Here is a 26,926-nt window from a genome sequence, read left to right as displayed (position 1 = left end):
AAATCAGAAATCAGAAATCAGAAATCAGAAATCAGAAATCAGAAATCAGAAATCAGAAATCAGAAATCAGAAATCAGAAATCAGAAATCAGAAATTCCCACATTTTCACATCTCCACATTTTCACATTATTCATTAATGCGCTTCCAGCCAGTTGCTTCCCTCGCCGCATTCAGCAATCACCGGCACTTCAAAAGGGAGGGGTAGTGCTGCCTGCATGTTTTCAATGATCAGGGGTTTAAGCTCCTGTACTTCTTCTTTTAATGCGTCAAAGATCAGCTCATCATGTACCTGCAATATCATCCGGCTTTTGAGCCCTGCCTTTTTCATGGCGGCAGCTACTTTTTGCATGGCCAGTTTGATCATATCGGCCGCAGTGCCCTGGATGGGCGAATTGATGGCATTGCGCTCTGCAAAGCCTCTCACCGTAAAATTGGAGGAATTGATATCCTTCAGCCAACGCTTACGCCCCATCAGGGTTTGCACATATCCATGCTCGCGGGCAAAATTGATGGTATCATCCATATACCGCTGAATGCCGGAAAATTCTTTTTTATAACTGTCAATGATACCTTTGGCTTCCGTACGGGAAATACCCAGATTATCCGCCAGCCCAAAAGCGCCCTGCCCATAGATAATGCCGAAGTTAACGCTCTTTGATTTGTAACGCATTTCCCTGGTAACCGCATCCATCTCCACATTAAATACTTTAGAGGCGGTTGCCGTATGAATATCGGTACCTTGTTTAAAGGCATTAACCATATTTACATCACCGCTCATGGCAGCTACGATCCGCAGTTCGATCTGTGAATAGTCGGCAGACAATAATGTATGCCTTTCATCGCGTGGGATAAACGCCTTACGGATTTCTTTGCCCCGCTCCGTACGTACCGGTATATTCTGCAGGTTGGGGTTATTACTGGCCAGCCGGCCGGTAACCGCCACCGCCTGTCCGTAGGTAGTATGCACCCTGCCGGTTTTGGGATTGATCAGTTGCGGAAGGGCATCCACATAAGTGGAGCGCAGTTTGGTCAGCTCCCGGAAGGCAATAATCTGGTCGGCGATCGCATGTCCCTTTGCCGCCAGCTTTAATAAAACATCTTCTCCTGTCTGGTACTGGCCGGTTTTTGTTTTTCTTGCGGAGCCATCCAGTTTGAGCCGCTCAAACAATACTTCTCCCAATTGTTTTGGAGAGGCCAGGTTGAATCTTACGCCAGCAATTTCAAATACGTTCTTTTCCGCTTCAGCAGCGTCTTTTTCCAGTTCTTTTGAATAGTTTTTTAAAAACTCCTCGTCAATACGGATTCCTTCAAACTCCATATTGGTGAGCACCCGTACCAGCGGATTTTCTACTTCTTCAAACACTTTCTGCACCTGCCGTTTTTCCAGCATGGGCTCAAATACGGCTTTTAGCTGGAAGGTGATATCCGCATCCTCCGCTGCATAATCCTTTATTTTATCAATCTCCACATCGCGCATCGTGCCTTGCGTCTTTCCTTTTTTCCCAATCAGTTCTTCTATATGAATGGGTTCATAGCCCAGGTATTTGGCGCTCAGCTGGTCCATGCTCCGCTTGCCATCCGGCTCAATCACGTAGTGGGCCAGCATGGTATCAAAGATTTTTCCCCTGGGTTCCACACCATACCATTTTAACACCAGCAGGTCGTATTTTAAGTTCTGGCCGATCCACAATTTCTTTTCATCCTCAAATAAGGGCGCCAGCAAATCCAGTATTTTTTTTGTTGCCTCCCTGTCGGCCGGGCAGGGAATATAATAGCCGGTACCTGCTTTAATGGAAAAGCTCATGCCCACCAGCTCGGCAAGATTGGCATCAATATTCGTAGTTTCCGTATCAAAGCACACCTCCGCTACCGGCAGCAGTTCATGCACCAGTTCTTTAATAGCGTCTTCGTCTTCAAGGGCCTTATAATCCGGCTGCGCATCGCTGATGGTCTTTAACTGGGAGGGTATAGCGGCCGGCGCTTCATCCTCCGCTTCGGTAATATCGGCGCCCCCGATCACATTTCCAAACAGATCGATCTGCACCCCTTTTCCGGCCTGTGTTTTAGCAGCTGTTGCTGCCGCACCATCTCCGGGCTCTTCACCCAGCAGGCGTTTGGCCAGGGTGCGAAATTCGAGCTCACCGAAGATCTCTTTCAGCGCTTCGTTGTTCCAATCCTTCACCAGGAAATCTTCTTCATGAAAATCAACCGGCACTGTAGTGATGATGGTAGCCAGCTTTTTCGACAGGATGGCCATCTCTTTGCCCTCCTGCACTTTCCGGCCAAGAGCACCTTTTATATTTTCCGCATTGGCCACCACATTCTCCAGCGTTTCATATTCTGCCAGCAGCTTGGCCGCGGTTTTTTCTCCCACACCGGCAATCCCGGGTATATTATCCACGGCATCGCCCATGAGCCCCAGCACATCAATCACCTGCGATACATTTTTTATATTCCACTTGGCACAAACCTCTTCAGGACCCATGATCTCCACATCTCCACCCTGGTAACCGGGTTTATAAATCTTTATTTTATCGCTTACCAGCTGACCATAATCCTTATCAGGAGTTACCATAAACACATCGTATCCCTGTGCGGCTGCCTGTTTGCTAAGGGTACCAATAATATCATCCGCTTCATATCCATCCGATTCAATCACCGGTATATTAAATCCTTTTATGATCCGTTTGATATCGGGTACCGCTATTAAAATATCTTCGGGCGTTTCCTGACGGTTGGCCTTATAATCCGCATAATCCGTATGACGTTCTGTAAGAGCGTGGGTATCAAAACAAACAGCTATATGGGAAGGTTTCTGTTTGTTTATGAGCTCCACCAGGGTATTGGTAAACCCAAACTGGGCATTGGTGTTTTTATTTTTACTGGTGATCCTGGGGCTGCGAATGAGCGCATAATAGGCGCGAAAAACCAGCGCATACGCATCTAACAGAAATAACTTTTTCTCCATGCTGCTAAGGTAATGTATAGAATTTATAATGAAGGTTGTTTATGATTGCCTATTCAATGTCGTTTCCTTAGCACGCGGACGCCCAATATAGACTCACAGATTCCCCAGATTTTTACAGATCCTGCAAAGCGGGACATTTAGGTGGAGATTTTCGGGTCCCCTTCTTAAGAAAATGATATTGAATGCCGAACGCTGAATGCTGAATGCCACCATAAACCATTAACCATTGACTATTGACCATCTCCACATTTTCAAATTTTCAGCTATATTTACCGCAAATCCAGCCACAATAACCACGATACATTTAAACTACTATGAAAAAAAGATCATTACTGCTTTCCTTTATTTGCCTTTTCGCAGCCTTTCAATTTGCTTTTGCTCAGGATGATATTGTTACCAGCACTGCCAGTACGGACGGCCCCGGATACCCCTTGTACCAAACAGGATTTTATGCCGGCCTGCGCGGTGGTTATCTTTTAAAAAACAAATCCCTGTACGAAAACCCGCTTTACCGCCTCAACAGCGGTCTTTTTGCCGAAGTAAACGGCGGCTGGAGAAAAAATGCCTTTGGCTGGGAACTGGCCCTTGGCATGCTCAATATCAAAAGGGACCATCCGGATACACGCCGCTTTATTGCATCGGCGCAGGATGTGCTCAGAAGCATGGGAAACTCCGCGCAGTTCCGGAACGCAATCGACTCCGGACAGGCAAAAAGCGATTATTTTACGTTTCCCGAAAGTACACAGCAGGCAGCAGTTAGCAAGGATCTTAAAAGCTTTTATGCCCTTACCGGCCCACGGATCTGGTTTGGCCGCCAAAAGCTGCAGGGTTCTGTTTATGTACAAGGGGGCGTTGCAATGACCCGGTTTGGCTACTACTACCTTAAGGGCAAGGGCGCTTCGCCCGATACGTATACCTATAGTGTAAACAATACACTTGTTTTAAGCGCCCCGGCTGCTGCTGCGGCGCCGGAGAACCCAACCATTGGTACCGCTACCGTCAACATCTCCGGAGATTATGAAAAATACGGTATGACCAATGCTTTCTTTGACGCGTATAAAGCAAGTGGTGCGGAAAGTCCGGCAGCCCTGAAAGAAAAAAACAAAATGCAATTCCTTGGACGCGGAGGCGCCAGCTTGGAATTTTTCTTTTCGCCTAAAGCCTCCCTGTCGCTGGGAGCCGACTTTTGGTATATTCCATCGCCCGACATGAAGGGGCAGGCTACGGCCAATGGTATTGCAAGCGGCAGCATCAGCCTCTTTAAGCCGGATCCGGCTGTCGAGCGGGACGCCAGCTACCGGGATAAATACGACCTGAGCCGGTCTTATACGGAAAAAAAGAACCTGGGACTTTTAAGCGTCAGCCTGGGCTTAAAGATCTGGATGGGCAAAAAACGGGCAGCACCGGTTATTGCGCCCCCGGTTATTCCCCGGGCATTGCCCCCGGCGGATAAAAACCTGGCGGTAAAAGTAATCGACAAACCCACAGGAAAACCCCTGGATGGCGTGAATATCAGGATTGAAAAAGAGGGGGACGAATCTATTATTGAAACCATGACCATGGAGGACGGCAGCATTCCCCTGCAAAGGGCACTGGCCAGGGGCAACTACAGGATTACCGGGATCAAAAACGGGATCAAAACAACCGGGGCCGCTGTAGCTATTGCCGATTTTTCGGCACCGGCTGCCACCATCTTCCGCGAGCTCATCCACAATGATATCCGGTTTACCCTGGCAGGCAAAACCATCAATAAGGCCAGTATGGACTCACTTCCGTTTATTCAAACCTCTTTAACCAATGTGACCCGGGGAAGCGCTGAACAGAGGACCTCCGACTCCTCCGGCCGGTTCAACTACCAGCTGGACCAGAACAGCGACTATAACGTCATCGCACAAAACAAGGGTTATTTCTCCAACCGTGAAAAAGTGACCACTAAGGGGCTTAACCGCAGCGAGGTGATCTATGTGAACCTGGCGCTGAAAGTAATGGAATTAAAAAAAGACGCCTCCATTGTATTAAAAGATATTTATTACAACTACAATAAATGGGATATTCGCCCGGATGCAGCGCTGGTGCTGGACAACCTGATAAAAACGCTGGAGGAGAACCCTTCCGTTAAAATTGAACTTTCCTCACATACCGACAGCCGGGGCGGCGATGCTTTTAATATGACCCTTTCGCGCAGGCGCGCAGAATCCGCGGTGCAATACCTGGTAAGCAAGGGTATTGCTGCAAGCCGGCTAAAGGCAATGGGTTATGGCGAAAGCCGGTTGCTGAACAATTGCGGCAACGATACACCCTGCAGTGAGGAGCAGCACCAGCTAAACCGGCGCACGGAGATAAAAGTGCTGGAGTAACGCAGCGCTTCTTCACCGGCGGGGCATTGCAAGACGGCCCGCACGGCGCCGGCCTTGCCCGGTAGCACACAGATACCGGTCAACACCTTCAACGGTAAGCCAACAGGCCTGGGGCCGGCTATTGATTTTGTTACAAAAGTTTTTGTTGCAGGATATTTTGCAACAACCGACTTTGCAACCGATTTGTTGCAAAGTCGGTTGCCATACTCCATATTGCAACAGGCAGGCCTGCCTTTTCGCTGCTAACATCGCGCTGAAGCACGACGTTCTAAATCTATCCGGGGCTATCCCCCTCAAAGCCTTTAATAGCGCAGATTTGCCGGCATGCTTACATCCCCTTAACCTGACGCGCATGCGATCGCCATCGGGACGGCATGACAAAACAGCGACTTTTGGTACAGCCTTATTTGTTTGTTGAAGGCAACGGAGGCAATCGCTATAAAAGGCTTTCTACCGTTTCATCTCTTCCAGCTCCTTCTGCATTTTGAACATCTCATCCCGTAATCGCGCCGCTTCCATAAAGTCGAGGTCTTTGGCGGCTTTTTCCATTTCCTTCTTCACCTTAGCAACCGCTTTTTCCATCTGCGGAATGGTCTTATACTCCGCCGGGTCTTCGGCCGCTACGGTGATCATGTCCTCGTCAAAACTAATGGCATACTTGTCTTTTTCGTCAAACCCTTTAATATCCAGTACCGAGGTTTGTTTGAATACCTGTTCCTTTGATTTTTTTACAGTGCGGGGTGTAATATCATGTTCGATATTATACGCGATCTGTTTTTCTCTCCGGCGATCCGTTTCATCAATGGTGCGCTGCATACTGCCGGTCATTACATCGGCGTAAAATATTACCCGGCCATCCACATTGCGCGCGGCGCGGCCCGCGGTTTGGGTCAGCGATTTTTCATTTCTCAAAAACCCTTCCTTATCCGCATCCAGGATCGCCACCAGGCTTACCTCGGGGAGATCCAGTCCTTCCCTTAAAAGGTTTACCCCCACCAGTACATCAATCTCTCCCAGGCGCAGCTGGCGCAGGATCTCCACCCGGTCCAGGGTATCCACCTCACTGTGGATATACTTGGATTTTATATTGATGCGATGCAGGTATTTATCCATCTCCTCTGCCATGCGCTTGGTAAGGGTGGTTACCAATACGCGATCGCCTTTCGTTACCGTTTTGTCAATTTCATCCAGCAGATCATCGATCTGGTTGATGCTGGGACGCACTTCAATGGGCGGGTCCAGCAGTCCCGTGGGGCGTACTACCTGTTCTACAATTACACCACCGGTCTTTTCAAGTTCATATTTATCCGGTGTAGCCGAAACAAAAACCATCTGGTTTTGCAGGTTCTCAAATTCATGAAAGTTCAGGGGGCGGTTATCCATCGCAGAAGGCAACCGGAATCCATAGTCTACCAGGATCAGCTTGCGGCTTCGGTCGCCGCCATACATCCCGCTGATCTGCGGCATGGTCTGGTGGCTCTCATCAATAATGGTCATATAATCTTTCGGAAAATAATCCAGCAGGCAGAAGGGCCGGGTGCCGGGATTGCGCCGGTCAAAAAAACGGGAGTAGTTCTCTACCCCATTGCAATAGCCCAGTTCCCGGATCATCTCCACATCATACTCCACGCGCTCTTTCAGGCGCTGCGCTTCAATCAGCTTATTCTGCTGTTTAAAATATTCCACCTGGGCATTCATTTCATCCTGGATCTCAAACAGCACCTGGTTGATCATGTCCTTTGGCGCCACATAGAGGTTGGCGGGGAATATGGCGGCATTTTCCATCTTGCTGATCCGTTTACCGGTATTGACATCAATGCTTTCGATCTGTTCAATCTCATCGCCAAAGAAGGTTACCCGGTAACCAAAGTCGAGGTAAGGCAGGTTGATGTCTACCGTATCCCCTTTTACCCGAAAACTTCCCCTTGTAAATTCCAGTGTGGTGCGGGTGTACAGGGAGTTCACGAGCGCATGCAAAAATCCCTGCCGGGAGAGGGTCTGCCCCTTATCGATCCGGATGATCCCGTTCTCATAGTCCGTGGGGTTTCCCATACCGTAGATACAGCTTACAGATGCTACCACAATAATATCCCTGCGGCCGCTAAGCAGGCTGGTGGTGGCCCGCAGCCGCAGCTTATCCAGTTCCTCGTTAATGGCCAGATCCTTTTCGATATAGGTATCGCTTACCGGCATATATGCCTCCGGCTGGTAATAATCATAATAAGATACAAAATATTCCACTGCGTTATCCGGGAAAAACTGGCGAAACTCGCCATACAACTGGGCTACCAGGGTTTTATTATGGGTGATGATAAGCGTGGGCCGCTGTACATTCTGGATCACATTGGCCATGGTATAGGTTTTACCGCTACCGGTAACACCCAGCAGGGTCTGGTACCGCTCCCCCGCATTCAGTCCTTCTGTCAGCTGACGGATGGCCTCCGGCTGATCACCGGCGGGAGGAAATGGAATATGTAAATTGAAAGGCATTGAGAGAATTTATTGTTTTTTATTTATCGTTTATTGTTGGTTCCGGTCTTTAAACCGGGGACCCCGTGCTTCGGTTTTATTCAGGTAGATAATAAATGCCGCTTTAAATATGTGGAATAATCCGTCTGTACGGCCGTATATTCCTGTGTCATAAAAGGCGCCGCAAACATAAAATCAGCGGTGGCGGCGTTGCAGGCTACGGGCAAATTATAGGTAGCTGACAAGCGCAGCAGGGCTTTTACATCCGGGTCGTGCGGCTGGGCTTCCATGGGATCCCAAAAAAAGATCAGGATATCCAGCTTGTCTTCGGCGATCATGGCTCCTATTTGCTGATCGCCGCCCAGAGGGCCGCTTAACAATTTTTGAATGGGCAATTGCAGGGCCTGCTCTAAGATCGTACCTGTTGTTCCGGTAGCAAACAGGGTATGCGGCACCAGCTTGTCTTTATTGGTCATCGTCCAATGCAGCAATTCCTCTTTTTTATGATCATGCGCCACCAGCGCAATCCTCTTCCTGGGCCCCAGAATCCGTTCCATTATCATATTTTAAGAATCTAAAGATAGACAAACCTCCCATTTTGCACCTTCCAAACTCCGATTGCTTAAAAACTCATAATTTAGCCATAAAATGTAAACCATGCGCGTACCCATTTACCCGGTTGCAGCCATCCTTGTACTCTTTTTTCTGGCTTCCTGCAGCACCACCAATCCCCGTTATATTCATAACCCCGCCGTCTATAATGCATCATTCTTTCGCCAGCAGGGCGACTTTAAACTGAGCGGCGCCTTTGCAGCAAACCCCGATAACCTCTTCAGCAATATAGACCTCGACAGCAGCAGCGGGGATAAAACGGATAAAAACCTTGGCTTTGATGTACAGGCTGCGGTTGCCGTTACCAATCATTTTATGATCCAGGTAGCCGGTATGCGCCGGTTTGAGAAGGACCGCTTCAATGATGATGATCTCTTAGATGCCAACGAGTCCAGCAAAATAAACTATACCCGATCAATGGTGGATGTGGGCGCCGGTTTTTATACCGCTATGGGAGCATCGAATAAAGTTTATTTTAACGGGATCTTTGGCGCGGGCTTCGGTTCCTCCAAATCCACTGACAGGGGTATGCCCACGGAGCGTAAGCGTTACTACGACTACCATTTTGTGAAATACCACCTCAGCCCTTCCTTTAATTTCTTTTTTTCTGACAATGCCCGTATGTCGGTTGCGCCGCAGTTTTCATTGATGACGACCAGCAATATCAGCACTAATTATACGGAAGATGAGCAGGCCCGCGTAGGATACAATACCCTGCCCGGCAAAAACAAAGTGTTTTTTGAACCCAGTATGCTTTTCCAGGCCGGGTTTCCAAATATTTCCTGGATGAAGTTTGACGTAGGTATGCATTTTGCCACCAATCCCCTCTCCTCCAAATCCAATGAAGACGCGCCGCCCACGGTGTACGAGAACAGGGATTTGCGCTCCCGGAAGTTCCTGTTGTCCCTTGGATTATCGTTTTATCCGTTTGAGGGAAAGCGGAAATAAGAAAAAAGCCACTGAGGCACAGAAGCACTGAATCCATTTGGTTGCCTGTTGGGGGAAAAGCCACTGAGGCACAGAAACACTGAATTATTTGCTTAGGCTGCGGGAAGATTTGAGCGACAATTTACGATTGATGCAGGCTTTAATACCCCCGTTCGGTTTGTTTGTAAATACAATCCTGTGTTTCTGTGCCTCCCATGTTTGCCTCTGAAGTGCTGATAACTTTAGGCTTCTGGTCCTTATTCCCGTTACTATGGATACCGGGAAATAAGAATAAAAAAATCAGTGTTTCTGTGCCTCAGTGGCCCTCGTCTTTACAGCAAATCAGCCGATTTCAACTAAATTTGCACCCCACCGCCTTAATTACGGTGCCTTTATATGATGACCAGTACTGAAATCCGACAGGCTTTTTTAGACTTTTTTAAAAGCAAAGGGCATGAAATCGTGTCTTCTGCTCCCATTGTGGTAAAGAATGACCCTACCCTGATGTTCACCAACGCGGGGATGAACCAGTTTAAGGATTATTTCCTGGGGAACAAACAAAGCCCCTTTTCACGGGTGGCGGATACCCAAAAATGCCTGCGCGTAAGTGGTAAACACAACGACCTGGAGGAAGTAGGGGTAGATACCTACCATCATACCATGTTTGAAATGCTGGGCAACTGGAGCTTTGGAGATTACTTTAAAAAAGAAGCCATTGCCTGGAGCTGGGAACTGCTGACCGAAGTCTTCAGGATACCAAAGGACCGTTTATATGTTTCCGTTTTTGAAGGCGATGAAAAAGAGGGCCTTCCTTATGATGAGGAAGCTGCCGGCGAATGGAAACAACATATTGCCGAAGACCGCATCATCCGGGGAAATAAAAAAGACAATTTCTGGGAAATGGGCGATACCGGCCCCTGCGGACCCTGTTCTGAGATTCATGTAGACTGCCGGCCGGATGAAGAACGGCAGCAGGTGGACGGAAAGACCCTGGTCAATGCAGACCATCCCCAGGTGATCGAGATCTGGAACAACGTGTTCATCCAGTTCAACCGCCTGAAGGACGGAAACCTGCAGCCCCTGCCCGCCAAACATGTAGACACCGGTATGGGCTTTGAGCGCCTGGTGCGCGTGCTGCAAAACAAGACCTCCAATTATGACACGGATGTGTTTACCGGAACAATTAACGCAATTGAAAAAATCGTTGGGAAGAAATATACTCCCTCTCCTGAAGGAGAGGGCCGGGGTGAGGTTGCTTTCCGCGTGCTTTCGGATCATATCCGGGCCATCAGCTTTACCATTGCCGATGGACAGTTACCCGCCAGCACCGGCGCCGGTTATGTGATCCGCCGGATCCTGCGCCGTGCCGTACGTTATTATTATTCTTATCTGGACTATAAACAACCGCTGCTGAACCAGCTGGTAGGCGTCATTGCCAACCAGTTCGAGCACGTGTTTCCTGAATTAAAACAACAGGAGGCATTTGTAACTAAAGTGGTAAAAGAAGAAGAGGATTCCTTCCTCCGCACCCTGGAGAAAGGGCTGAAGCGAATGGATGAGCTGATGGCCCCCATTCGCGAAAAATCTGCGGCAACAATCGCAGGTAAAGACGCCTTTGAACTCTATGATACCTACGGCTTCCCGATTGACCTCACACGCCTGATCGCTTCAGAAAATAATATTGCCATTGATGAAGCCGGTTTTGAAACCGAAATGCAGCAGCAGAAAAACCGCAGCCGCGCCGCCACCGCTGTTGATACTGAAGACTGGCAACCCGTGCATGCAGAAGTGCCGGTAACCTTTGTGGGCTACCATGACCTGAATGTTCCAACGAAGGTTACAAAATACCGGAAAGTAAAAGCAAAAGGGAAAGAACAATACCAGCTTGTGCTGGAAACCACACCCTTCTATGCCGAAAGCGGCGGACAGGTGGGCGATACCGGCAGCCTCACCCCGGCCCGCTCCAATGGAGAGGGAGTGAAAATACTGGACACAAAAAAAGAGAACGACTTAATTGTTCACCTGGTAGACCGGCTCCCTGATTTTATTGACGAGGAAGTTACCGCTGTGGTTGATTTTGAAAAACGTTTAAATACCACGTATAATCATACGGCCACACACCTGCTGCATGCCGCATTAAAACAGGTGCTGGGCGCCCATGTGAACCAGAAAGGGTCACTTGTTTCGCCCGATGTACTGCGCTTTGATGTATCGCATTTTGCCAAGATCACGGATGAAGAGATTCGCCGGGTAGAGATGATCGTGAATGAAAAAATCCGGGAAAATATTCCTGTAGTGATCAAAGAAATGCCTAAAGATGAAGCCCTCAAACTGGGCGCTATGGCGCTTTTTGGCGAAAAATACGGGGATACCGTACGCGTAGTCACTATCGATCCCCGGTTCTCCGTGGAGCTTTGTGGCGGTACGCATGTGCCGCAAACCGGCATGATCGGTATGTTCCTCATCACTTCCGAATCTGCCGTGGCAGCCGGTGTACGCCGGATCGAAGCACTGACCGGACCAGCAGCATTCCGTTTCCTGAGCGAAAAAGTAGCCGAATACAAACAGGTAGGCGAGTTATTAAAAGCAGCCAATCCCTTAAAAGCGATTGAAAAATTAATTACCGATAAAGCGGCTCTTGAAAAGAAAGTGGAGCGACTGGAAGCAAAAGAGCTGGTCGGCATCCGCAACAGCCTGCTGCAGCAGGACGAAATCATTAACAATGTAAATTTCATCGGTGATATTGTAGAAGTGGGCAATCCCGATGCATTAAAAAAACTATGCGGCGATCTGAAAAACCACTTACGGGATTTTGTAGTGGTGCTCTGTGCCAATATCGGCGGTAAGGCTTCGGTAGCCGTTGCCATTGCCGACACGGTAGTGGCGGCCAAAGGCCTGGATGCGGGACAGATCATTAAACAGCAGGTGGCCCCCATCATTAAAGGCGGCGGCGGCGGACAAAAAACGCTGGCCACTGCGGGTGGACAGGAAGCCGGCAACCTGGATCAGGTGATCCATGCGGTGAAAAGTTTATTAGTTTAAATTTGTTTGAAGTTTAAAGTTGGATCCGACCTCAGACGTAAGACTATAAACCTCAAACAAATCATGTCTTTATTCCGGCTCATCCCAGACAGACGCCGTCAAAAAGTCGCTTTTCCACTGCAAAAACCATTTGTAATCCGAACAGTTTTTATATTGAAAAAGAAATAAAAGATGAATAAGGAATTGCAATTTTTAATTTATACTACACCGCAATTCAACGACAAAATAACCGTGGTTATAAAAGATGAAACCATTTGGCTTACCCAAAAAGCTATGGCGGAGCTTTTTGGTGTACAAGTACCTGCCATTAGTAAACATCTCAAGAATATTTTTGAGGAAGGAGAACTACACGAAAACACGACTGTTTCCAAAATGGAAACAGTCGTAAGTCGTGGTTTTAGAGGCAAAGTTACAGAACCTGTGGATTTCTATAATTTATTTAAAAATATATAGTGTACAACCCGCCATTGCCAGATATCAAATAATAAACCCAGGCAAGCATGTCTTTATTCCGGCTCATCCCAGACAGACCCGATGTGGTACAGGACCAAAACCGGCCCAATAAAAAAGGAACCTTCCGGGACTGGCTCTATATTACCATCTTCCAGGCTACCACCGTGGCCGGCAAGATCTTTGATGTGGGGCTCTTTATCCTCATCCTTTCCAATATAGTTCTGTTAATGCTGGAAAGCGTGGAATCGCTCCAGGTAAAATATGCGGCAGTTTTTCAGGCGCTCGATATTATTTTCCTGGTGCTGTTCAGCATCGAATACCTCCTGCGCCTCTATTGCGTACGCTCCGCAAAGCGCTATGCCACCAGCTTCTACGGCATCATCGATCTACTCGCCATTCTGCCCTCCTATCTGGAATTCTTCTATCCCCAATGGCATGTATTTATGATTGTACGCAGCTTCCGGCTGCTCCGGATCTTTCGCATCTTCCGGATGGTGAAGTTCCTGGATGAAAGCCGGATATTGATGTTTGCGCTGATACGGGGGTTCCGGAAAATTGTGGTGTTCCTTTTTTTCGTAGTACTGATGGCCATTTTTCTCGGCTCCCTGATGTACGTGGTAGAGTACGAACATAATTCAGGATTCAACAGCATTCCTCAAAGCATTTACTGGGCCGTGGTTACCATTACCACGGTTGGATATGGCGATGTAGCCCCGGTAACAGCCATCGGAAAAGTCATCGCCTCCTTTATTATGATCCTCGGGTATTCCATCATTGCCGTACCCACCGGCATCATGTCGGCCTCGGTAATCCAGGAGGAAAAAAGAAACCGGGGCAAACGGTGCCCGCATTGTCATACAGGCGGCCATATACCCGGGGCTGTTTATTGCAGCAACTGCGGTGAAAAATTGCCCTCCTGACCCGATTTTAACATTTCCGAATACTTTCGTATTTTTCAAATCACCTAACTTTGATCTACGAAAAAAAACGTATTTCAAAACGGGGTTTAAATCATTTAAAAATGAAATCATATTACATACTATTGGCATTGCTGCTGCCCGCCATGGGTTTTGCACAGGACCGCAATCAAAACAAGGAAGCCGAACAAATCATTATTACTAAAAAAGGTAAATCGGATGATAAGATGACCATCGTAGTGGATGGCGATAGAGTTACCGTAAATGGCAAGCCGGCAGACACTGATAATATTACGGTAAAAAGAAAGAAGATCAAGGATCTGGACAGGTATAACGAGGAAGGCTCATTTGGACCGGGCCGCAATTTCAATGCATTTGGAGGCAATAACATTCAGGCGATGCCGGCGCCCAACAAAGCCATGCTGGGAGTGGTAACTCAAAAGACCGATGATGGCGTAGCCGTTGTGAACGTATCCGAAGAAAGTGCGGCCGACAAAGCCGGTTTAAAGGAGGGAGATATTATCACCGCTGTTGATGGCAAAAAAATTGATGCGCCGGATGAGCTTTCGGCCGCTATCAAAGACAAAAACCCCGGAGATAAGGTCTCTATTGCATACAAAAGAGATGGCAAAAGCTATACCTCCCAGGCAATCCTTACCAAATGGAAGGCGCCTGATTCAATGGGATTCAATGGAGGCGGCGGCAATTCTTTTTCCGGGCCTGGTATTGATTTTAATGACCTGATGCGGCAGCTGCCCAACCAGGGCAACGGGAACCGCAATTTCCGGTTTTATGGCGCCCCTTCCATGGAATCAGCCAGCCCTAAAATCGGCATCCGCATCCAGGACCTGGAAAAAGGCAATGGCGTTAAAATTATTGATATAGATAAAGGCTCTGATGCTGATAAAGCAGGGCTGAAGAATGGCGACATCATTACCGGAATCAATAGCCAGGAGGTAAATAATACCGACCAGGCTTCCCGCGCCATCCGCGGTAGCCGGAAAGCTTCGCTGGAATTCAGGATCAGCCGGAACGGGAAAAGCCAAACCCTTACGGTTACCCAGTCTGCAAGGATAAAAACTGCCGACCTCTGATTTTCTCAACCTTTTTTTCCACGAAGCGTTATAGAAGTAGCACGCTTTTATGTGCTGATAGTTTTTAAGTTTTCGTGATTTAGGGTTAAAGCCGCCGCGATTCAATCGGGGCGGCTTTTTAATTACCGATCCGCTTGCGTATCTTCGCGAACCTGAATAATTGATCGAAAAATGATGGAATGGAGTGAAAAATATGAAATCGTGATCGGCCTGGAAGTGCATGCCCAGTTACTGACAGAAAGCAAGCTCTTTTGCGGCGACAGTATTGCTTTTGGCGCAGTCCCCAATAGTCATGTAAGTCCCATTACCCTGGCCCATCCCGGCAGTCTTCCCAAAATGAACCGGAAAGCCATCGACTTTGCGGTGAAGCTGGGATTGGCCTGCCATTGTGAAATTGAACAAAAGAACTACTTCGCCCGTAAAAATTATTTTTACCCGGATCTTCCCAAGGGGTACCAGATATCGCAGCATACCACTCCTATTTGTAAAAATGGGTATGTTACCGTTAAAACCTCCGCCGGCACCAAAAATATCCGGCTGAACCGGATCCATATGGAAGAAGATGCGGGAAAAAGCATTCATGATGTGGACCCCTATAACACGGCGGTAGACTATAACCGCGCCGGAACCCCCCTGGTGGAAATTGTGACGGAGCCGGATCTGCGTAGCAGTGAGGAAGCCTTTGCTTATGTAACAGAGCTACGTAAACTGGTGCGGTACCTGGATGTTTGCGATGGCAATATGGAAGAAGGCAGCATGCGATGCGATGCCAATATCTCTGTACGGCTGAAAGGCACTGAAAAACTGGGAACCAAGGTTGAAGTAAAGAATCTGAACTCCATCCGCAATGTAAAGCGGGCTATTGATTTTGAAGCGGAACGTTTGATGGGCCTGCTGGAAGCAGGGGAAATCATCCGCCAGCAAACCCGGAGTTTTGACGCAGGCAATGGTACTACTTTTGCCATACGCGACAAGGAAGATGCGGAAGATTACCGGTATTTTGCCGATCCGGACCTCCCGCCCTTCGATCTGCAGGATGCCTTTGTGGAAGAAATGCGGGCATCCCTGCCGGCATTGCCCGGGGAACGCATCCGCAAGTATATGGAGGTTTTTCAACTACCGGAATATGATGCGCATGTGATTACCGAAGAACGGGATACCGCCGATTATTTTGAAGCCATTCTGCAACATACAAAAAATTATAAAGCCGCCGCCAACTGGATGCTGGGACCGGTAAAGACCTGGCTGAATGAAAACAGCCGGTCCATTGAAGCCTTTCCGCTAAAGCCGGAGCAGGTTGCCGCCCTGATCCAGTGCGTAGATTCGGGAAAAGTAAGCTTTTCCATCGCCTCTACACGCCTGTTTCTGCTCCTGCTGCAACACCCCGAAGCCCGGCCCCTGGCACTGGCAGAAGAAAATAACCTCATCCAGCAATCGGACGCCGCCGACCTGGAGCCGGTGATCGATGCCGTGCTGGAAAAACTGGCGCCCAAAGTTGCCGAATACAAAAAAGGAAAGAAAGGGTTACTGGCGCTTTTTGTGGGTGAGGTAATGAAGCAAACAAAAGGCAAGGCCGACCCCAAAAAGACCAACGAGATATTGTTAAAAAAATTACAATAGGATCAAATCAACCTGTTAGGTCTGGACCTAATCCCGAAAAATTGAAAGAATGAAACAACTCATCGCTATCATGCTCCTGACATTCGTTTTTGCAGGATGCAAACAAGACAATAAAAAAAGCTTTACCGTAAACGGGACCGTTACCAATACCCAGGCAAAAAAAGCCTATTTAGAGGAAGTGCCCGTAGCCTCTATGCAGCCCGTGATTGTAGATTCTGCAGAGATCCGGGGTGGAAAATTCTCCTTAAAAACCGAAGCGCTGGAAGACGCCATCTACAATATCCGGCTGGATCAGCTCGATTTTCCGGTGGCATCCGTAATCAATGATGCACCGGAAGTGGACCTTAACATCGTTATGAGCACTGAAACCCCCCTGATGCCGGAAAAATTTGAAGTAAAAAATTCCCCGGCAAGCCAGGCAATGAAAGCATTTATGCTGGCATTCAATGAAAAAATGATCCGGCTGATGAATAATGTGCACAAAGCGGACAGCCTGCGCAGCACTAAAATGGCAGACAGCTCACTTGCGCCCCTTATGCAAAATATCCGGCAGGAGGGCGCTGCACTGAAGGACTACGCACTAACCGAAATCAAAAAGGGCGTGAACCCCGCCCTGTCTATGTTTGAACTGGGATATTACCAGTCAACCGCAAACGGGCAGGCCCTGGGATTAGAACCATTTGATAATAAACAAGTTTTTGCCCTTATCGATGACATCACCAAAAAATTCCCCAATCATGTATCCGTAGCCGGACTGAAACTTAACCTGCAGCAGGAAATAAAAGCCGCGGAAGACCGCACCTGGATCGGAAAACAGGCACCTGACTTTACCCTGCCGGATGTTTCGGGGAAACCGGTATCCCTGGGCTCTTTTAAAGGCCAGTACGTGCTGGTCGATTTCTGGGCCGGCTGGTGCCGCCCCTGTCGTGCCGAAAACCCCAATGTGGTAGCCGTTTTTAATAAATATAAAAGCAAAGGCTTTGCGGTTTTGGGTGTTTCCCTGGATGATGACGCCAATTCCTGGAAGAATGCCATCCAGAACGACAAACTTGCCTGGACCCAGGTAAGTGATCTTAAAAAATGGCAATCCCCCGTGGTCGCCCTATATAAATTTAACGGCATCCCTTTTAATGTGCTGATTGATCCGCAGGGAAAAATTATTGCAGAGGGTTTGAGAGGGATTGACCTGGAAAATAAACTGGCGGTCATCTTCCCCTGATCCTGAACATTTTAATAGCTAAGGTAAGGTGTCCGGATTTATCCTTTTTAAGGAATATAATCCATAAAACTGGCGATATTTAAAGAATATGATCCATGAAAGTCCCTATTTTTATGACAACGGTATCCGCAATGCCGTCATTGGCGATTACAAACAGCCAGCGCTGCGCAACGACCGGGGCGCTCTCTGGGAAAACTTTCTGCAGGAAATGTAAAATACAAAAGTGAATCCTGTCAAAAGCGACAAGTTCCTCTTCCTAAACGAATACTCCTTTTTTATTTTACATGCTACATTTGGTACCCGCCCGTACCGGGTCGGGCGGGTTTTACATTTATACTTTGCCCGGTTTGCCCTATCGTGTGGACACATTTTTTGGGGTTGTACCGGGCGATCATTCTATAACTGTGCCCGCAGGGTGCTATATGCAAAGCCCCCGGCTAAAGCGGGAGAAGAAAAGCGTAGCCGATGCGGCCCCGGAGGGGTCGAATGTGATGAACACCGATTGGATTTTCGAAAATCAAACGTAAATCAGAGCGGACAGAACAATATTTTATAACCTATGAAATCATCATCAATTATGTCAAAAACCAAAAGGTGCATCATAAAAATGATCCATTTTACGATGAGTATAAGCGGTTGCTAATTGAGAATGGTGTCAAATTTGACGAAAAATATTTATTGTAAGCACTGTCTTATATGACCCGAAACATTAAACCTACGACCCCGTTGGGGCCGTGCCTGCTACGCATCTGTTACCCCTGGCGCAGCCAGGGGCTATGCATATTGGACCCTTTGGGCCACACCTTCTCTATTTTGATAAGCATTCGATATTCAGTTGTTGTAAATTTGCCCTTTATGAAACTCCAGGTTGTTTGATCATCTTTAAGAAATGCATCCACACGATAGGGTTTGCCGGGGCAAAGTATAACCATCTCTTTACAAAATCTTAACGCAACTTCTTAATCTACATTATTTTCCAATCCGTGTTGCAACATTAATTTTGTGCTATCAAATCACAAAAAAACAATACAACTATGGCTACATGGACAATGGATCCGATGCATTCGGAAATAGGTTTTAAAGTAAGACACCTGGTAATTTCAAATGTTTCCGGAAAATTCACCAGCTTTGAAGGCACTGTTATTGCAGACAATGAAGATTTCAGCGATGCAAAAGTAAGTTTTAGTGCAGATATCGACAGCATCTCTACCGGCCCCGCACAGCGTGACGAACATTTAAAATCCGCCGACTTTTTTGATGCGGCCAACCACCCTAAATTAACATTTGAATCAACGGCCATCACCCCCAAGGGAGGCGATGAGTTTACAATGACGGGTGACCTGACTATCCGCGGAACAAAGAAAACCGTGACCCTGAACGTGGAGCTGGGCGGTATCGGGCCCAATGCTTACGGACAAACCGTTGCCGGTTTTGAGCTGAATGGCAAAATAAACCGTAAAGACTTTGGTCTGAACTGGAGCGCTGTTACAGAAGCCGGCGGCATTGTAGTAGCCGATGAGGTAAAATTACACATCAATGCAGAAATAGTGAAACAAGCATAAATGCTGTTCCTGGTCGGTGAAGACATTGACCGGGGCGAGGGAGAGGCGGTTCTGAACGAACCGCTTTTTTTATGTGCCTGCTTCCGGGCACCCGGGGGCGGCGATTAAAAATACCGTACAAAAAAATACAGCACCATTACCGTGATCAGGAACCACCAGATGGCAGGATTGCGGAGACCGCGATAATATTGTTTCTCGGGCTCCGGTATCCGCAGGCTTTCTTTTGTCCATACCAGGTTGTTTAACTCCGTGGATTTTGATGCTGCGGTAAACAGGCTTACCACCAAACACAGGACCATACAGGCCCAGAAAACAATACCGGTACGATTGAAAAAGGGCATTTGCGGAAAACAAAATTCCATCAGCAGCGAAAGCGGAATCGTCAGCAAACCGGCGGCCAGTGCACCGGCGGCCGTAGTCCGCTTCCAGAAAATGCCCATCAGGAACATGGTGGCAATACCCGGCGTAAACAAGCCGTAAAGATTCATCAGGTACAGGAATACCGGCTTATCGGAATAGCTGATCAAAAGGATCGCGCTAAGGATGCCCAGCAGGATAATGGCCACACCCGAGCGTTTGCCAAAACGGACCGCTTGTTCATCGCTCGCTTTTTTATTAATGAACTGCGTGTATACGTCTACCGTTAAAATGGTCGTACAGGAATTGATCGCCCCCGATATATGCGACATGATCGCGGAGATCAATCCGGCCATTACCAATCCAACCAGCCCCTTGGGCAACAGTGTTTCCACCAGCGTAGCAAACAGCAGGTCCGGCTGTTCCAGCTTCGGCAGGAATTTTGGGGCGATCAATGCCGGAACGGTAATAATCAGCGGCACCAGGAATTTGAGGTAATCGCCAAAAATCACGCCCATGCGCCCGTGCCATTCATTCTTTGCAGCAAGCACCCGCTGCACAATGAACTGGTTGGTGGCGCAGTAAAAAACACTGATACATAATAACCCACCCAGGTACATCGTCCAGGGAAAATCCGGGTCCGAAGCCGGGTAAAACATCTTCCAGTTTTTTGAAGATTCGGCAATGGCGCTGAAACCACCGGCCGCATGAATGGTGCTGAACGTTAAAATGATTCCTCCCAGCACCAGCACCACCAGCTGCACCATTTCGGTCCAGATCACCGCCCTCAGGCCGCCCAGTACGGTGTACAATCCTGTTAACAACGCCATTCCCAAAATACTGTACAGGATGGGAATACCAAATAAAGCATGCAGTGTAAGACCGCCCAGGTACAATACAGCACCAATCTCCACAAAAACATAGGTAAATAAGATCAGCAGGGCGTACAGTACCCGTGTTTTGGTACCAAAACGCTTTTCCAGGTACTCCGGCGTTGTATAAAAACCATTGCGCAGGTAAAAAGGCAAAAAGATCCACAGCAACGCATTAAAGCCAATAAGGATGGCGCCCCATTCCAGTGTAATGGCCACAAAGCCCCGGCTGTAGGCCGTTCCCATGGCGCCTACCAGGTGATGACTGCTGATATTTGCCGCAATGATACTTCCGCCGATCATCCACCAGGGCAGCTTATCGCCTGCCAGGAAATAATCCCGTTTGGTACGGGCAGTTCTTCGCGTAGCATACAATCCCAATGCCACTACGCCAATAATATAAATCCCAAAAATGAGCAGGTCAATCCATTGCAGTTTCATCTGTCAGTATTTTTTCAATTTCCTTCCGCGTTTGATCTATCAGCAGCTCCAGTGCACCGGGTGCATAGGGTGTTTGCCATACGGCGTAAATGTCTTTATCATACAAATGCTGTGGCGGCAGGTACCCTACATAACCATTGGCAATATTGATACAGATAACAGCTATTTCCGGAAAAAAAGCCCGCAGCTTTTCCTGGAATTCCGAATAAGCTTCATTCGGTTGTGCAACCAACACGGCAGCTCCCATGCGCCAGATCCATACGGGAAGCGCTGCATGGCTATGGTTTCCGATCGCGATCCGGGTATTGAGCTTTCGCCATAGCCGGTCCTTTAAAACCCTGTCCTCACATTGTTGGTACTCCTGCTCAATCAATTCCGCATCCGGCAATTGTTTGTAGGGAACCCGCAGGATCAACTTTCGCAGCCGGAGGCATTCCGGTACCACAACCGGTTTTTCTTTCCAGATCGCCAGCGGCGCGCCCGATACCAAAGCGCGGTCAAAGGTCCAGGTGGTATCGGTGCCCGGATCTGTTTGCAATGCCGATAATACGGCATAGCCCAGTTGTCTTCCGTTCGCATCTACAATCTCCGGATCGCTTACATATTGTTTTTTTGGTGCCAGGTCGCCCGAAGCGCCTTGTAAAAACATACAGGGCGCTGATGTATGTGTGGTAACCAACTCCCGCAGGGCACCAACAAAATCGGGGGAAAGCAGCCGGTTCTCATGTGCAAAGGTGGTAGGATGACAGGCATAATTCGCCAACACAGCTCTTAAGCTGCCATCTGGCCTTTTTAACTGACCTACCAGCAAGGTTTGATCTGCTTTTGCTTCCGGGTTATAACCGATCAGGAAATCATCGTCCACTTTCAGATCCCGCTTTGTGGCCAGGTTACAGCAACCGGTGTTCCATACCAATATATTTTCCTCCATGCCGGCAAGGGCCTCATTGATACAGGCTATTGCCGTAACCTGCAGCGCATACAGGTACGGCAATATATAAGCGCCTCCCGGCTGCTGCACGTCATTGGAACAGATGCTGGGCCCGGCATGTGTATGCGATAAACAAATAAGCAACTGTTCTTCCTGCAGATCAAAATGCTGTAGCAATGTATGCCGCAAGCGGCGTTCGTCTTCCTGGTTTTTCCACCAGCCCAGGTCTGCCGTAAGCAGCAGGGCCTTTTGCCCAGAGATCGCTTCAATGGCCAGACATTGCATCCAAAATGGCCGGTGTACGCCGCTTGCATTGTCGAAGGTGGCGGCACCCCAGTTGCGCGCATAAATGCCCGGCGGTGGCGTAATATCGGCCTGTGCTATTCCGAATTTTGCGCGCAGGCGTGCCGTATGATCGGTCCGTTCTTTTGTTGTATTCATAACTGTTTATGGCCTGATTAATGAAAGTCCGCCATCCAGTAAAATAGTGGCTCCGGTCAGATGCCGGTTTTCCGGGGCTGTTATCCACAGCACCTGGTCGGCAACCTCACGGGCTTCGATGATCCTTTTTAACGGCACCTGGTTGCGCGCCGCTTCCTGCAGATCAGGAGCCGTGCTCCATACCTCCTTACTCAGCCCGGCATTTACATAGCCCGGGGCCAGCTCATTCACCCGGATGCCATACGGGGCATATTCAAGGGCCATCGACTGGCAAAGCATCCGCAGTCCGGCTTTGGATACGCTGTAAGCAGGCAGGTTTTTATGTACGGCATGTGCCGCCCAACTTCCCAGGAAAACGATATTGCCGGCCACCTGTGCCTTGCTAAAATAGCGCGCTGCAGCGTTAGCCAGGTAAAATGCGCCATTGAGGTTTACCTCCAGTTCCCTTTTCCATGCTTCCGGCGTTATATTCCGGTAATCTTTCAGGGTTACCTTTGCCGCATTTACAATACAATCATCGATCCTGCCAAAACGCTCCAGTACCGCTGCGATCCAGTTGGCTACCGCCGTTGCATCAGAAACATCCACTTTGTGATATTCAAACGTTCCTTGCAATTTGTGTAATCGTTGCAGCGCTTTTTCTTCCGGCTCTATATCACAAAAAGAAACGGCATGCCCGGTCCGCAGGTATGCTGTTGCAATGGCCATCCCGATATCGCCCAGTGCCCCGCTGATGAGGACCACTTTTTCTTTTAACTGCTGCATGTTTTTAAATTTACCAGTCGCCTACACTGCCATCCCTGTAAAAGGTGCGTTGCAGCAACTCCTGCTGGAACGGATATTTTTTTACTACCGCTTCATCAATCTCAATACCCAGTCCCGGTTTTTTATTGGGGAGCACGGTCCTTCCTTTTTCCTGTACTGTAAACCCTTCCGATACCACATCGTTGCGCCATTCCACATCCTTATGCACGCTCTCGCAGATGATATACGATGGCGTGGCAAACCCAAACTCAATAGAAGCCGCCGTGCTTACCGGCCCCTGGGGATTATGCGGCGCCATCGACACCCGGTAAGCTTCTGCCAGGGCGGCAATCTTGCGTACTTCTGAGAGCCCGCCGCAATGCGTGATATCCGGCTGGATTACACTTACCGCGCGCTTTTCCAGCAGTTCACGAAACGCATGCACCCCGATCAGCCGTTCACCGGTTGCAACGGGTGTGGTAACCGCCCGCTGAATCAGCGCAATATCTTCCATCGTTTCGGGCCAGCAGGGTTCTTCAAAAAAATACAGGCCGTAAGGCTCCAGTGCTTTGGCAAACTGCATGCCCATGCGGGGGCTGGGCCGGGCATGGCAATCCACCATAATATCGATATCATCTCCCACGGCTTCCCGCATGGCTTTTACACAGGCTTCCGCGTACTTCACCGGCCGCAGGCCTTCCAGCGGCATGGTTTCCGGTACCGCCATCGATTTAAAAGCGGTGAATCCTTCTTCCACGGCTTTCTGCGCCAGCTCGCCAAAACGCCTGGCATCGTCCGGGGCCGTTTCATAAAAATCTTCCATGCGTCCGCCACCGAGGTGACAATACAGCCGGATATAATCCCGTACGCGACCGCCCCAAAGTTCATGACAGGGCACACTGTGAATCTTGCCCGCAATATCCCAGAGGGCGATATCGATGCCACTGATGGCCGTACCCCGCACTACCCCGTTGCCATGCCAGAAATGCTGGCGGTACATCATTTGCCAGAGGTATTCGATCCGCCGCGGATCTTCGCCAACCAGAAGTTCGCTCAGATCTTTGATGGCGCCCACCACTCCCTGTGTATGCCATTCCAGCGTGGCTTCGCCCCAACCCCAGAGGCCGGGCTGATCAGTGACCACTTTCACAAAAATCCAGTTACGCATGCGTGCATGGCATACCAAGGTTTCAATTGCTGTTATCTTCATAATCGCTGTTATAAATCTTTCACTGCTTTTTCGGTTGCTTCCAATGTTTGCTCAATATCCGCAACAGTGTGCGCATAAGAAATGCTGCCCTGTTTGATTGCAGCAGGAAAATTGAAAATGCCGTTTTCAATTAACCGTTTCCGGTAGCGGGTATCCAGCTCAAAGTTGTGATGCGCCAGGATATCATGATAATGCACCGGCGCATGATCCATAAAATAGGTACAAAAAGCAGACCCCTGCCGCGCTACATAAAACGGTACACCCAATTTAGGGAAAATTTCATTATATCCTTTTTCCAGCAGCGCACCCAGTTGCTCTACATGTGCGTAAACGCCAAACGCAGGATCCGCCAGCTTTTCCAGTGTGGCGATGGCAGCGGCGGTGGTCAATGGGAATGCATTAAAGGTACCGGCAATCATGACCCGGTCTTCTTTATCCGGGTGTACAAAATAATCCATGTATTGCTTTTTGCCGGCGATCACCCCCAAGGGATACCCGTTTGCAACGGCCTTTCCAAATGTAGACAGATCAGGGACAATATTGCAGATGGACTGGTAACCACCCAGCGCATGGCGGAAACCGGTTTTTACTTCATCAAAGATCAGCAGGAACCCATGTTCATCCGCAAGCGCACGAAGCCCTTCGAGGTATCCTTCCTGTGGCTTTACAATGCCAATGTTCTGCAGGATAGGCTCCAGCAGTATGCAGGCAACCGGATACTGACGTGCCATCTGCTCCACGCTTGCCAGGTCATTAAAGTTCACCACATGCACCAGGGCCTTGTGTGCCCCAGGTATCCCGGCACTCAATCCATCAAAAGGATATTCACCCGGACTTTGAAATGGTCCCACGGCTTCTTTTGAACTAATCACGTTGCAGGCCACATCGTTGTGCCACCCGTTATAGCCCCCCTGCATTACGATCACATGATCACGTTTTGTAGCGGCCCGGGCGATCCGGATCGCATGATAGGTAGCCTCCGATCCGGTAGTAGTGATCTGGATGCTTTCTACCGTGGGTACGCTTTCACAAAACAGCTTTGCAAAGGCGCCTTCCAGCAAGGTAGGACCCGCACCCATTAGCACCTGCTCCTCTGCGAGGGTTTTAGCCACCGCCTGGTTTACATCTGTATCATTGTGCCCAAGGAACGAAGCGGCAAACCCCGCCTGGTAATCGATGTATTCATTTCCGTCAGCATCCTGTACCCGGCTGCCTTTACCTTTTACAAAACAGATATTCGGGTCCGACTTCCGGTTTAACGAAACGATACCTCCCGGTATCCATTTTTGATTTTCCGTCAGGATCTGAGCGGAGTTGACATTTTCTTGCATAAAAAACTAATGATTAAATTGTAATGCTTTTAAGCAGGCAATCTGAATGTTAAAATATATATTAATGGTTATGAACATATTAAGCAATCATATCAATTAGGTCTACGTTTTAAGTAATTTTATGTATACTAATTTAATGCAAAAATGTATACATTTATGATAATCTCCTAGTTTTTTTATAAAAAAATTATGCGCGCACTCATCAACAACATTGCATTTCCGGAAGGACCGGCTTTTGACCGGGAGGGCACCATCTGGTTGGTTGAAAAAGAAGCCGGCAACCTGATCTGCTATAAAGACAACCAGTGGTACCGGTATTTTGTAGGCGGGGCACCCAACGGCATTGCCATTGACGCCAACAACCTGCTGTGGTTTTGTGATTCGAAACAGCACAGGCGATGCCGTGGGGCCGGATGGTATGGCCTTGGATGAAGCCGACAATATTTATGTAGCCATATATGGTGCAGGGGGCGTCCAAAAAATAAGCCCGGATGGACGCGAAACAGAAGCCATCCGTTTACCGGGAACAAATCCCACCAATTGTGCCCTGGATGCCCGGGGCAACCAGGGATTGACCATTACAGTAGCGGAAAAAGGATGCCTGTTGCAATTGGATATGGCAGCAAAGGGGCTGCTGTAGTCATGAACCGGTATCAAAACTATTTTCAGGTATCCGGCAGGTTACTTTAAACCATTTCCAGGGCTTCATGTTCACCCCGGTCCAGGTGTTTTACCAGGGTGTCATAAGCTTTCTGCCAATCGTCCTTCTTTAATGCATTTACAATTTCCCGGTGCTCTTTACCCGTATCCTGGTAATCTTCCATTTGCCGGATCATGGTACCCAGCTTCATATGAAAGAGCGGAATATTGCTGTTGTTGTACATCGTAATCAGGCGGGAATTACCGGTGCCTTCAATGATCTTTTCATGAAATTTAATATCCGCTTCACAGGCCCCCCCGTAATATTCCTTGCTGACCATTGCGTTAAAATCATCACAGATCAATTCCAGTTCTTTGATCAGCGCCTTATTCTTTTTTGAAAAAAGGATCTTCAATGCCCCCACTTCCAGCAGTTCGCGCAGCTCACGGATATCTTTCACATCCTCCAGGGTCATCCGTTTTACAAAGCACCCGCCTTTTTCACCAAACTCCACCAGGTTTTCACCAGCCAGGCGCATGAATGCCTCGCGAACTGCCACCCTGCTGGCATTGATCTTCTTTGCCCAGTTGCTTTCTACCAGCCGCACGCCGCCTACCAGCTGGTTTGACAATATCTTTTTGCGAACTTCCAGGTAGACTTTATAAGCTAACGAATCTTCTTTCATTCCCATTCAGTTTTTAAAAGCGATGGCGCTTTTA

At 48.5% G+C, this 26,926-nt stretch carries 21 protein-coding genes; 12 read left to right on the top strand and 9 right to left on the bottom strand.

The features are described 5' to 3' along the window. Positions 1-133 precede the first annotated feature (133 nt). Entirely contained in the window at positions 134-2,968 is a 2,835-nt protein-coding gene (gene polA / locus GGU45_RS19600) for a DNA polymerase I (RefSeq protein ID WP_435227652.1), read from the bottom strand. Positions 2,969-3,282: 314 nt separating this feature from the next. Between polA and GGU45_RS19595 the strand changes: the two genes are divergently transcribed. Continuing rightward, positions 3,283-5,325 carry an OmpA family protein gene (locus tag GGU45_RS19595; protein ID WP_435227650.1) on the top strand — a complete coding sequence of 681 codons (2,043 nt, stop codon included), beginning with the start codon at positions 3,283-3,285 and terminating at the stop codon, positions 5,323-5,325. A 450-nt stretch (positions 5,326-5,775) separates the two neighbouring features. Here the strand turns inward: GGU45_RS19595 and uvrB are convergent, their stop codons facing one another. Beyond that, entirely contained in the window at positions 5,776-7,815 is a 2,040-nt protein-coding gene (uvrB, locus tag GGU45_RS19590; protein ID WP_435227648.1) for an excinuclease ABC subunit UvrB, read from the bottom strand. Between the two features lie 80 nt (positions 7,816-7,895). Further along, positions 7,896-8,351, bottom strand: a complete 456-nt coding sequence (locus tag GGU45_RS19585) for a methylglyoxal synthase (RefSeq protein ID WP_435227646.1) — start codon at positions 8,349-8,351, stop codon at positions 7,896-7,898. Between the two features lie 100 nt (positions 8,352-8,451). Here GGU45_RS19585 and GGU45_RS19580 point away from each other — a divergent pair, with 100 nt between their 5' ends. The 9 genes from GGU45_RS19580 to GGU45_RS19540 all read left to right on the top strand — a co-directional run bounded on the left by GGU45_RS19580 (position 8,452) and on the right by GGU45_RS19540 (position 19,240). Then, positions 8,452-9,354 carry a hypothetical protein gene (locus GGU45_RS19580; RefSeq protein WP_435227644.1) on the top strand — a complete coding sequence of 301 codons (903 nt, stop codon included), beginning with the start codon at positions 8,452-8,454 and terminating at the stop codon, positions 9,352-9,354. A 375-nt stretch (positions 9,355-9,729) separates the two neighbouring features. Continuing rightward, a complete protein-coding gene (alaS, locus tag GGU45_RS19575) occupies positions 9,730-12,375 on the top strand; it encodes an alanine--tRNA ligase (RefSeq protein ID WP_435227643.1) in 2,646 nt (881 codons plus the stop codon). A 171-nt stretch (positions 12,376-12,546) separates the two neighbouring features. Next, positions 12,547-12,828 carry a virulence RhuM family protein gene (locus GGU45_RS19570; protein ID WP_435227641.1) on the top strand — a complete coding sequence of 94 codons (282 nt, stop codon included), beginning with the start codon at positions 12,547-12,549 and terminating at the stop codon, positions 12,826-12,828. Positions 12,829-12,875: 47 nt separating this feature from the next. After that, positions 12,876-13,748 carry an ion transporter gene (locus tag GGU45_RS19565; RefSeq protein ID WP_435227639.1) on the top strand — a complete coding sequence of 291 codons (873 nt, stop codon included), beginning with the start codon at positions 12,876-12,878 and terminating at the stop codon, positions 13,746-13,748. Between the two features lie 101 nt (positions 13,749-13,849). Then, a complete protein-coding gene (locus tag GGU45_RS19560; RefSeq protein ID WP_435227637.1) occupies positions 13,850-14,839 on the top strand; it encodes a PDZ domain-containing protein in 990 nt (329 codons plus the stop codon). Between the two features lie 171 nt (positions 14,840-15,010). Further along, positions 15,011-16,459: an Asp-tRNA(Asn)/Glu-tRNA(Gln) amidotransferase subunit GatB gene (gatB, locus tag GGU45_RS19555; protein ID WP_435227635.1), complete on the top strand. Its 1,449-nt coding sequence runs from the start codon at positions 15,011-15,013 to the stop codon at positions 16,457-16,459. 49 nt (positions 16,460-16,508) lie between these two features. Next, entirely contained in the window at positions 16,509-17,678 is a 1,170-nt protein-coding gene (locus GGU45_RS19550) for a redoxin domain-containing protein (RefSeq protein WP_435227633.1), read from the top strand. 88 nt (positions 17,679-17,766) lie between these two features. Then, positions 17,767-17,892: a hypothetical protein gene (locus GGU45_RS19545; RefSeq protein ID WP_435227631.1), complete on the top strand. Its 126-nt coding sequence runs from the start codon at positions 17,767-17,769 to the stop codon at positions 17,890-17,892. 820 nt (positions 17,893-18,712) lie between these two features. After that, a complete protein-coding gene (locus tag GGU45_RS19540; protein ID WP_435227629.1) occupies positions 18,713-19,240 on the top strand; it encodes a YceI family protein in 528 nt (175 codons plus the stop codon). A 104-nt stretch (positions 19,241-19,344) separates the two neighbouring features. Here the strand turns inward: GGU45_RS19540 and GGU45_RS19535 are convergent, their stop codons facing one another. From GGU45_RS19535 to GGU45_RS19515, 5 genes are read right to left on the bottom strand one after another with little or no spacing between them, the layout of a single operon-like run. Then, on the bottom strand, positions 19,345-20,910 hold the full coding sequence (locus tag GGU45_RS19535) for an SLC5 family protein (protein WP_435227627.1): 1,566 nt from the start codon (positions 20,908-20,910) through the stop codon (positions 19,345-19,347). Then, the gene (locus GGU45_RS19530; protein WP_435227625.1) at positions 20,891-22,282 is read right to left on the bottom strand and encodes a hypothetical protein; all 1,392 of its coding nucleotides are present in this window, start codon (positions 22,280-22,282) and stop codon (positions 20,891-20,893) included. The genes GGU45_RS19535 and GGU45_RS19530 overlap by 20 nt, the downstream gene beginning before the upstream one ends. Positions 22,283-22,288: 6 nt before the next feature. After that, positions 22,289-23,047: an SDR family NAD(P)-dependent oxidoreductase gene (locus tag GGU45_RS19525; RefSeq protein ID WP_435227624.1), complete on the bottom strand. Its 759-nt coding sequence runs from the start codon at positions 23,045-23,047 to the stop codon at positions 22,289-22,291. 10 nt (positions 23,048-23,057) lie between these two features. Next, positions 23,058-24,236, bottom strand: coding sequence for a galactonate dehydratase (dgoD, locus tag GGU45_RS19520; protein WP_435227622.1), 1,179 nt, complete (start codon positions 24,234-24,236; stop codon positions 23,058-23,060). 8 nt (positions 24,237-24,244) lie between these two features. Continuing rightward, positions 24,245-25,567, bottom strand: coding sequence for an aspartate aminotransferase family protein (locus tag GGU45_RS19515; protein ID WP_435227620.1), 1,323 nt, complete (start codon positions 25,565-25,567; stop codon positions 24,245-24,247). Positions 25,568-25,756: 189 nt separating this feature from the next. Between GGU45_RS19515 and GGU45_RS19510 the strand changes: the two genes are divergently transcribed. Further along, positions 25,757-25,999, top strand: a complete 243-nt coding sequence (locus GGU45_RS19510) for an NHL repeat-containing protein (protein WP_435227618.1) — start codon at positions 25,757-25,759, stop codon at positions 25,997-25,999. Further along, complete coding sequence (locus GGU45_RS19505) at positions 25,944-26,207, top strand: SMP-30/gluconolactonase/LRE family protein (protein ID WP_435227616.1); 264 nt, start codon at positions 25,944-25,946, stop codon at positions 26,205-26,207. The genes GGU45_RS19510 and GGU45_RS19505 overlap by 56 nt, the downstream gene beginning before the upstream one ends. A gap of 46 nt (positions 26,208-26,253) precedes the next feature. Here the strand turns inward: GGU45_RS19505 and GGU45_RS19500 are convergent, their stop codons facing one another. After that, positions 26,254-26,892, bottom strand: coding sequence for a GntR family transcriptional regulator (locus GGU45_RS19500; RefSeq protein ID WP_435227615.1), 639 nt, complete (start codon positions 26,890-26,892; stop codon positions 26,254-26,256). Between the last annotated feature and the right edge of the window lie 34 nt (positions 26,893-26,926).

It is taken from the genome of Niabella hirudinis, from assembly GCF_051201075.1.
In the GTDB taxonomy this organism is placed as follows: Bacteria; Bacteroidota; Bacteroidia; order Chitinophagales; family Chitinophagaceae; genus Niabella; species Niabella hirudinis.
This window is presented reverse-complemented; position numbering and strand designations above follow the sequence as displayed.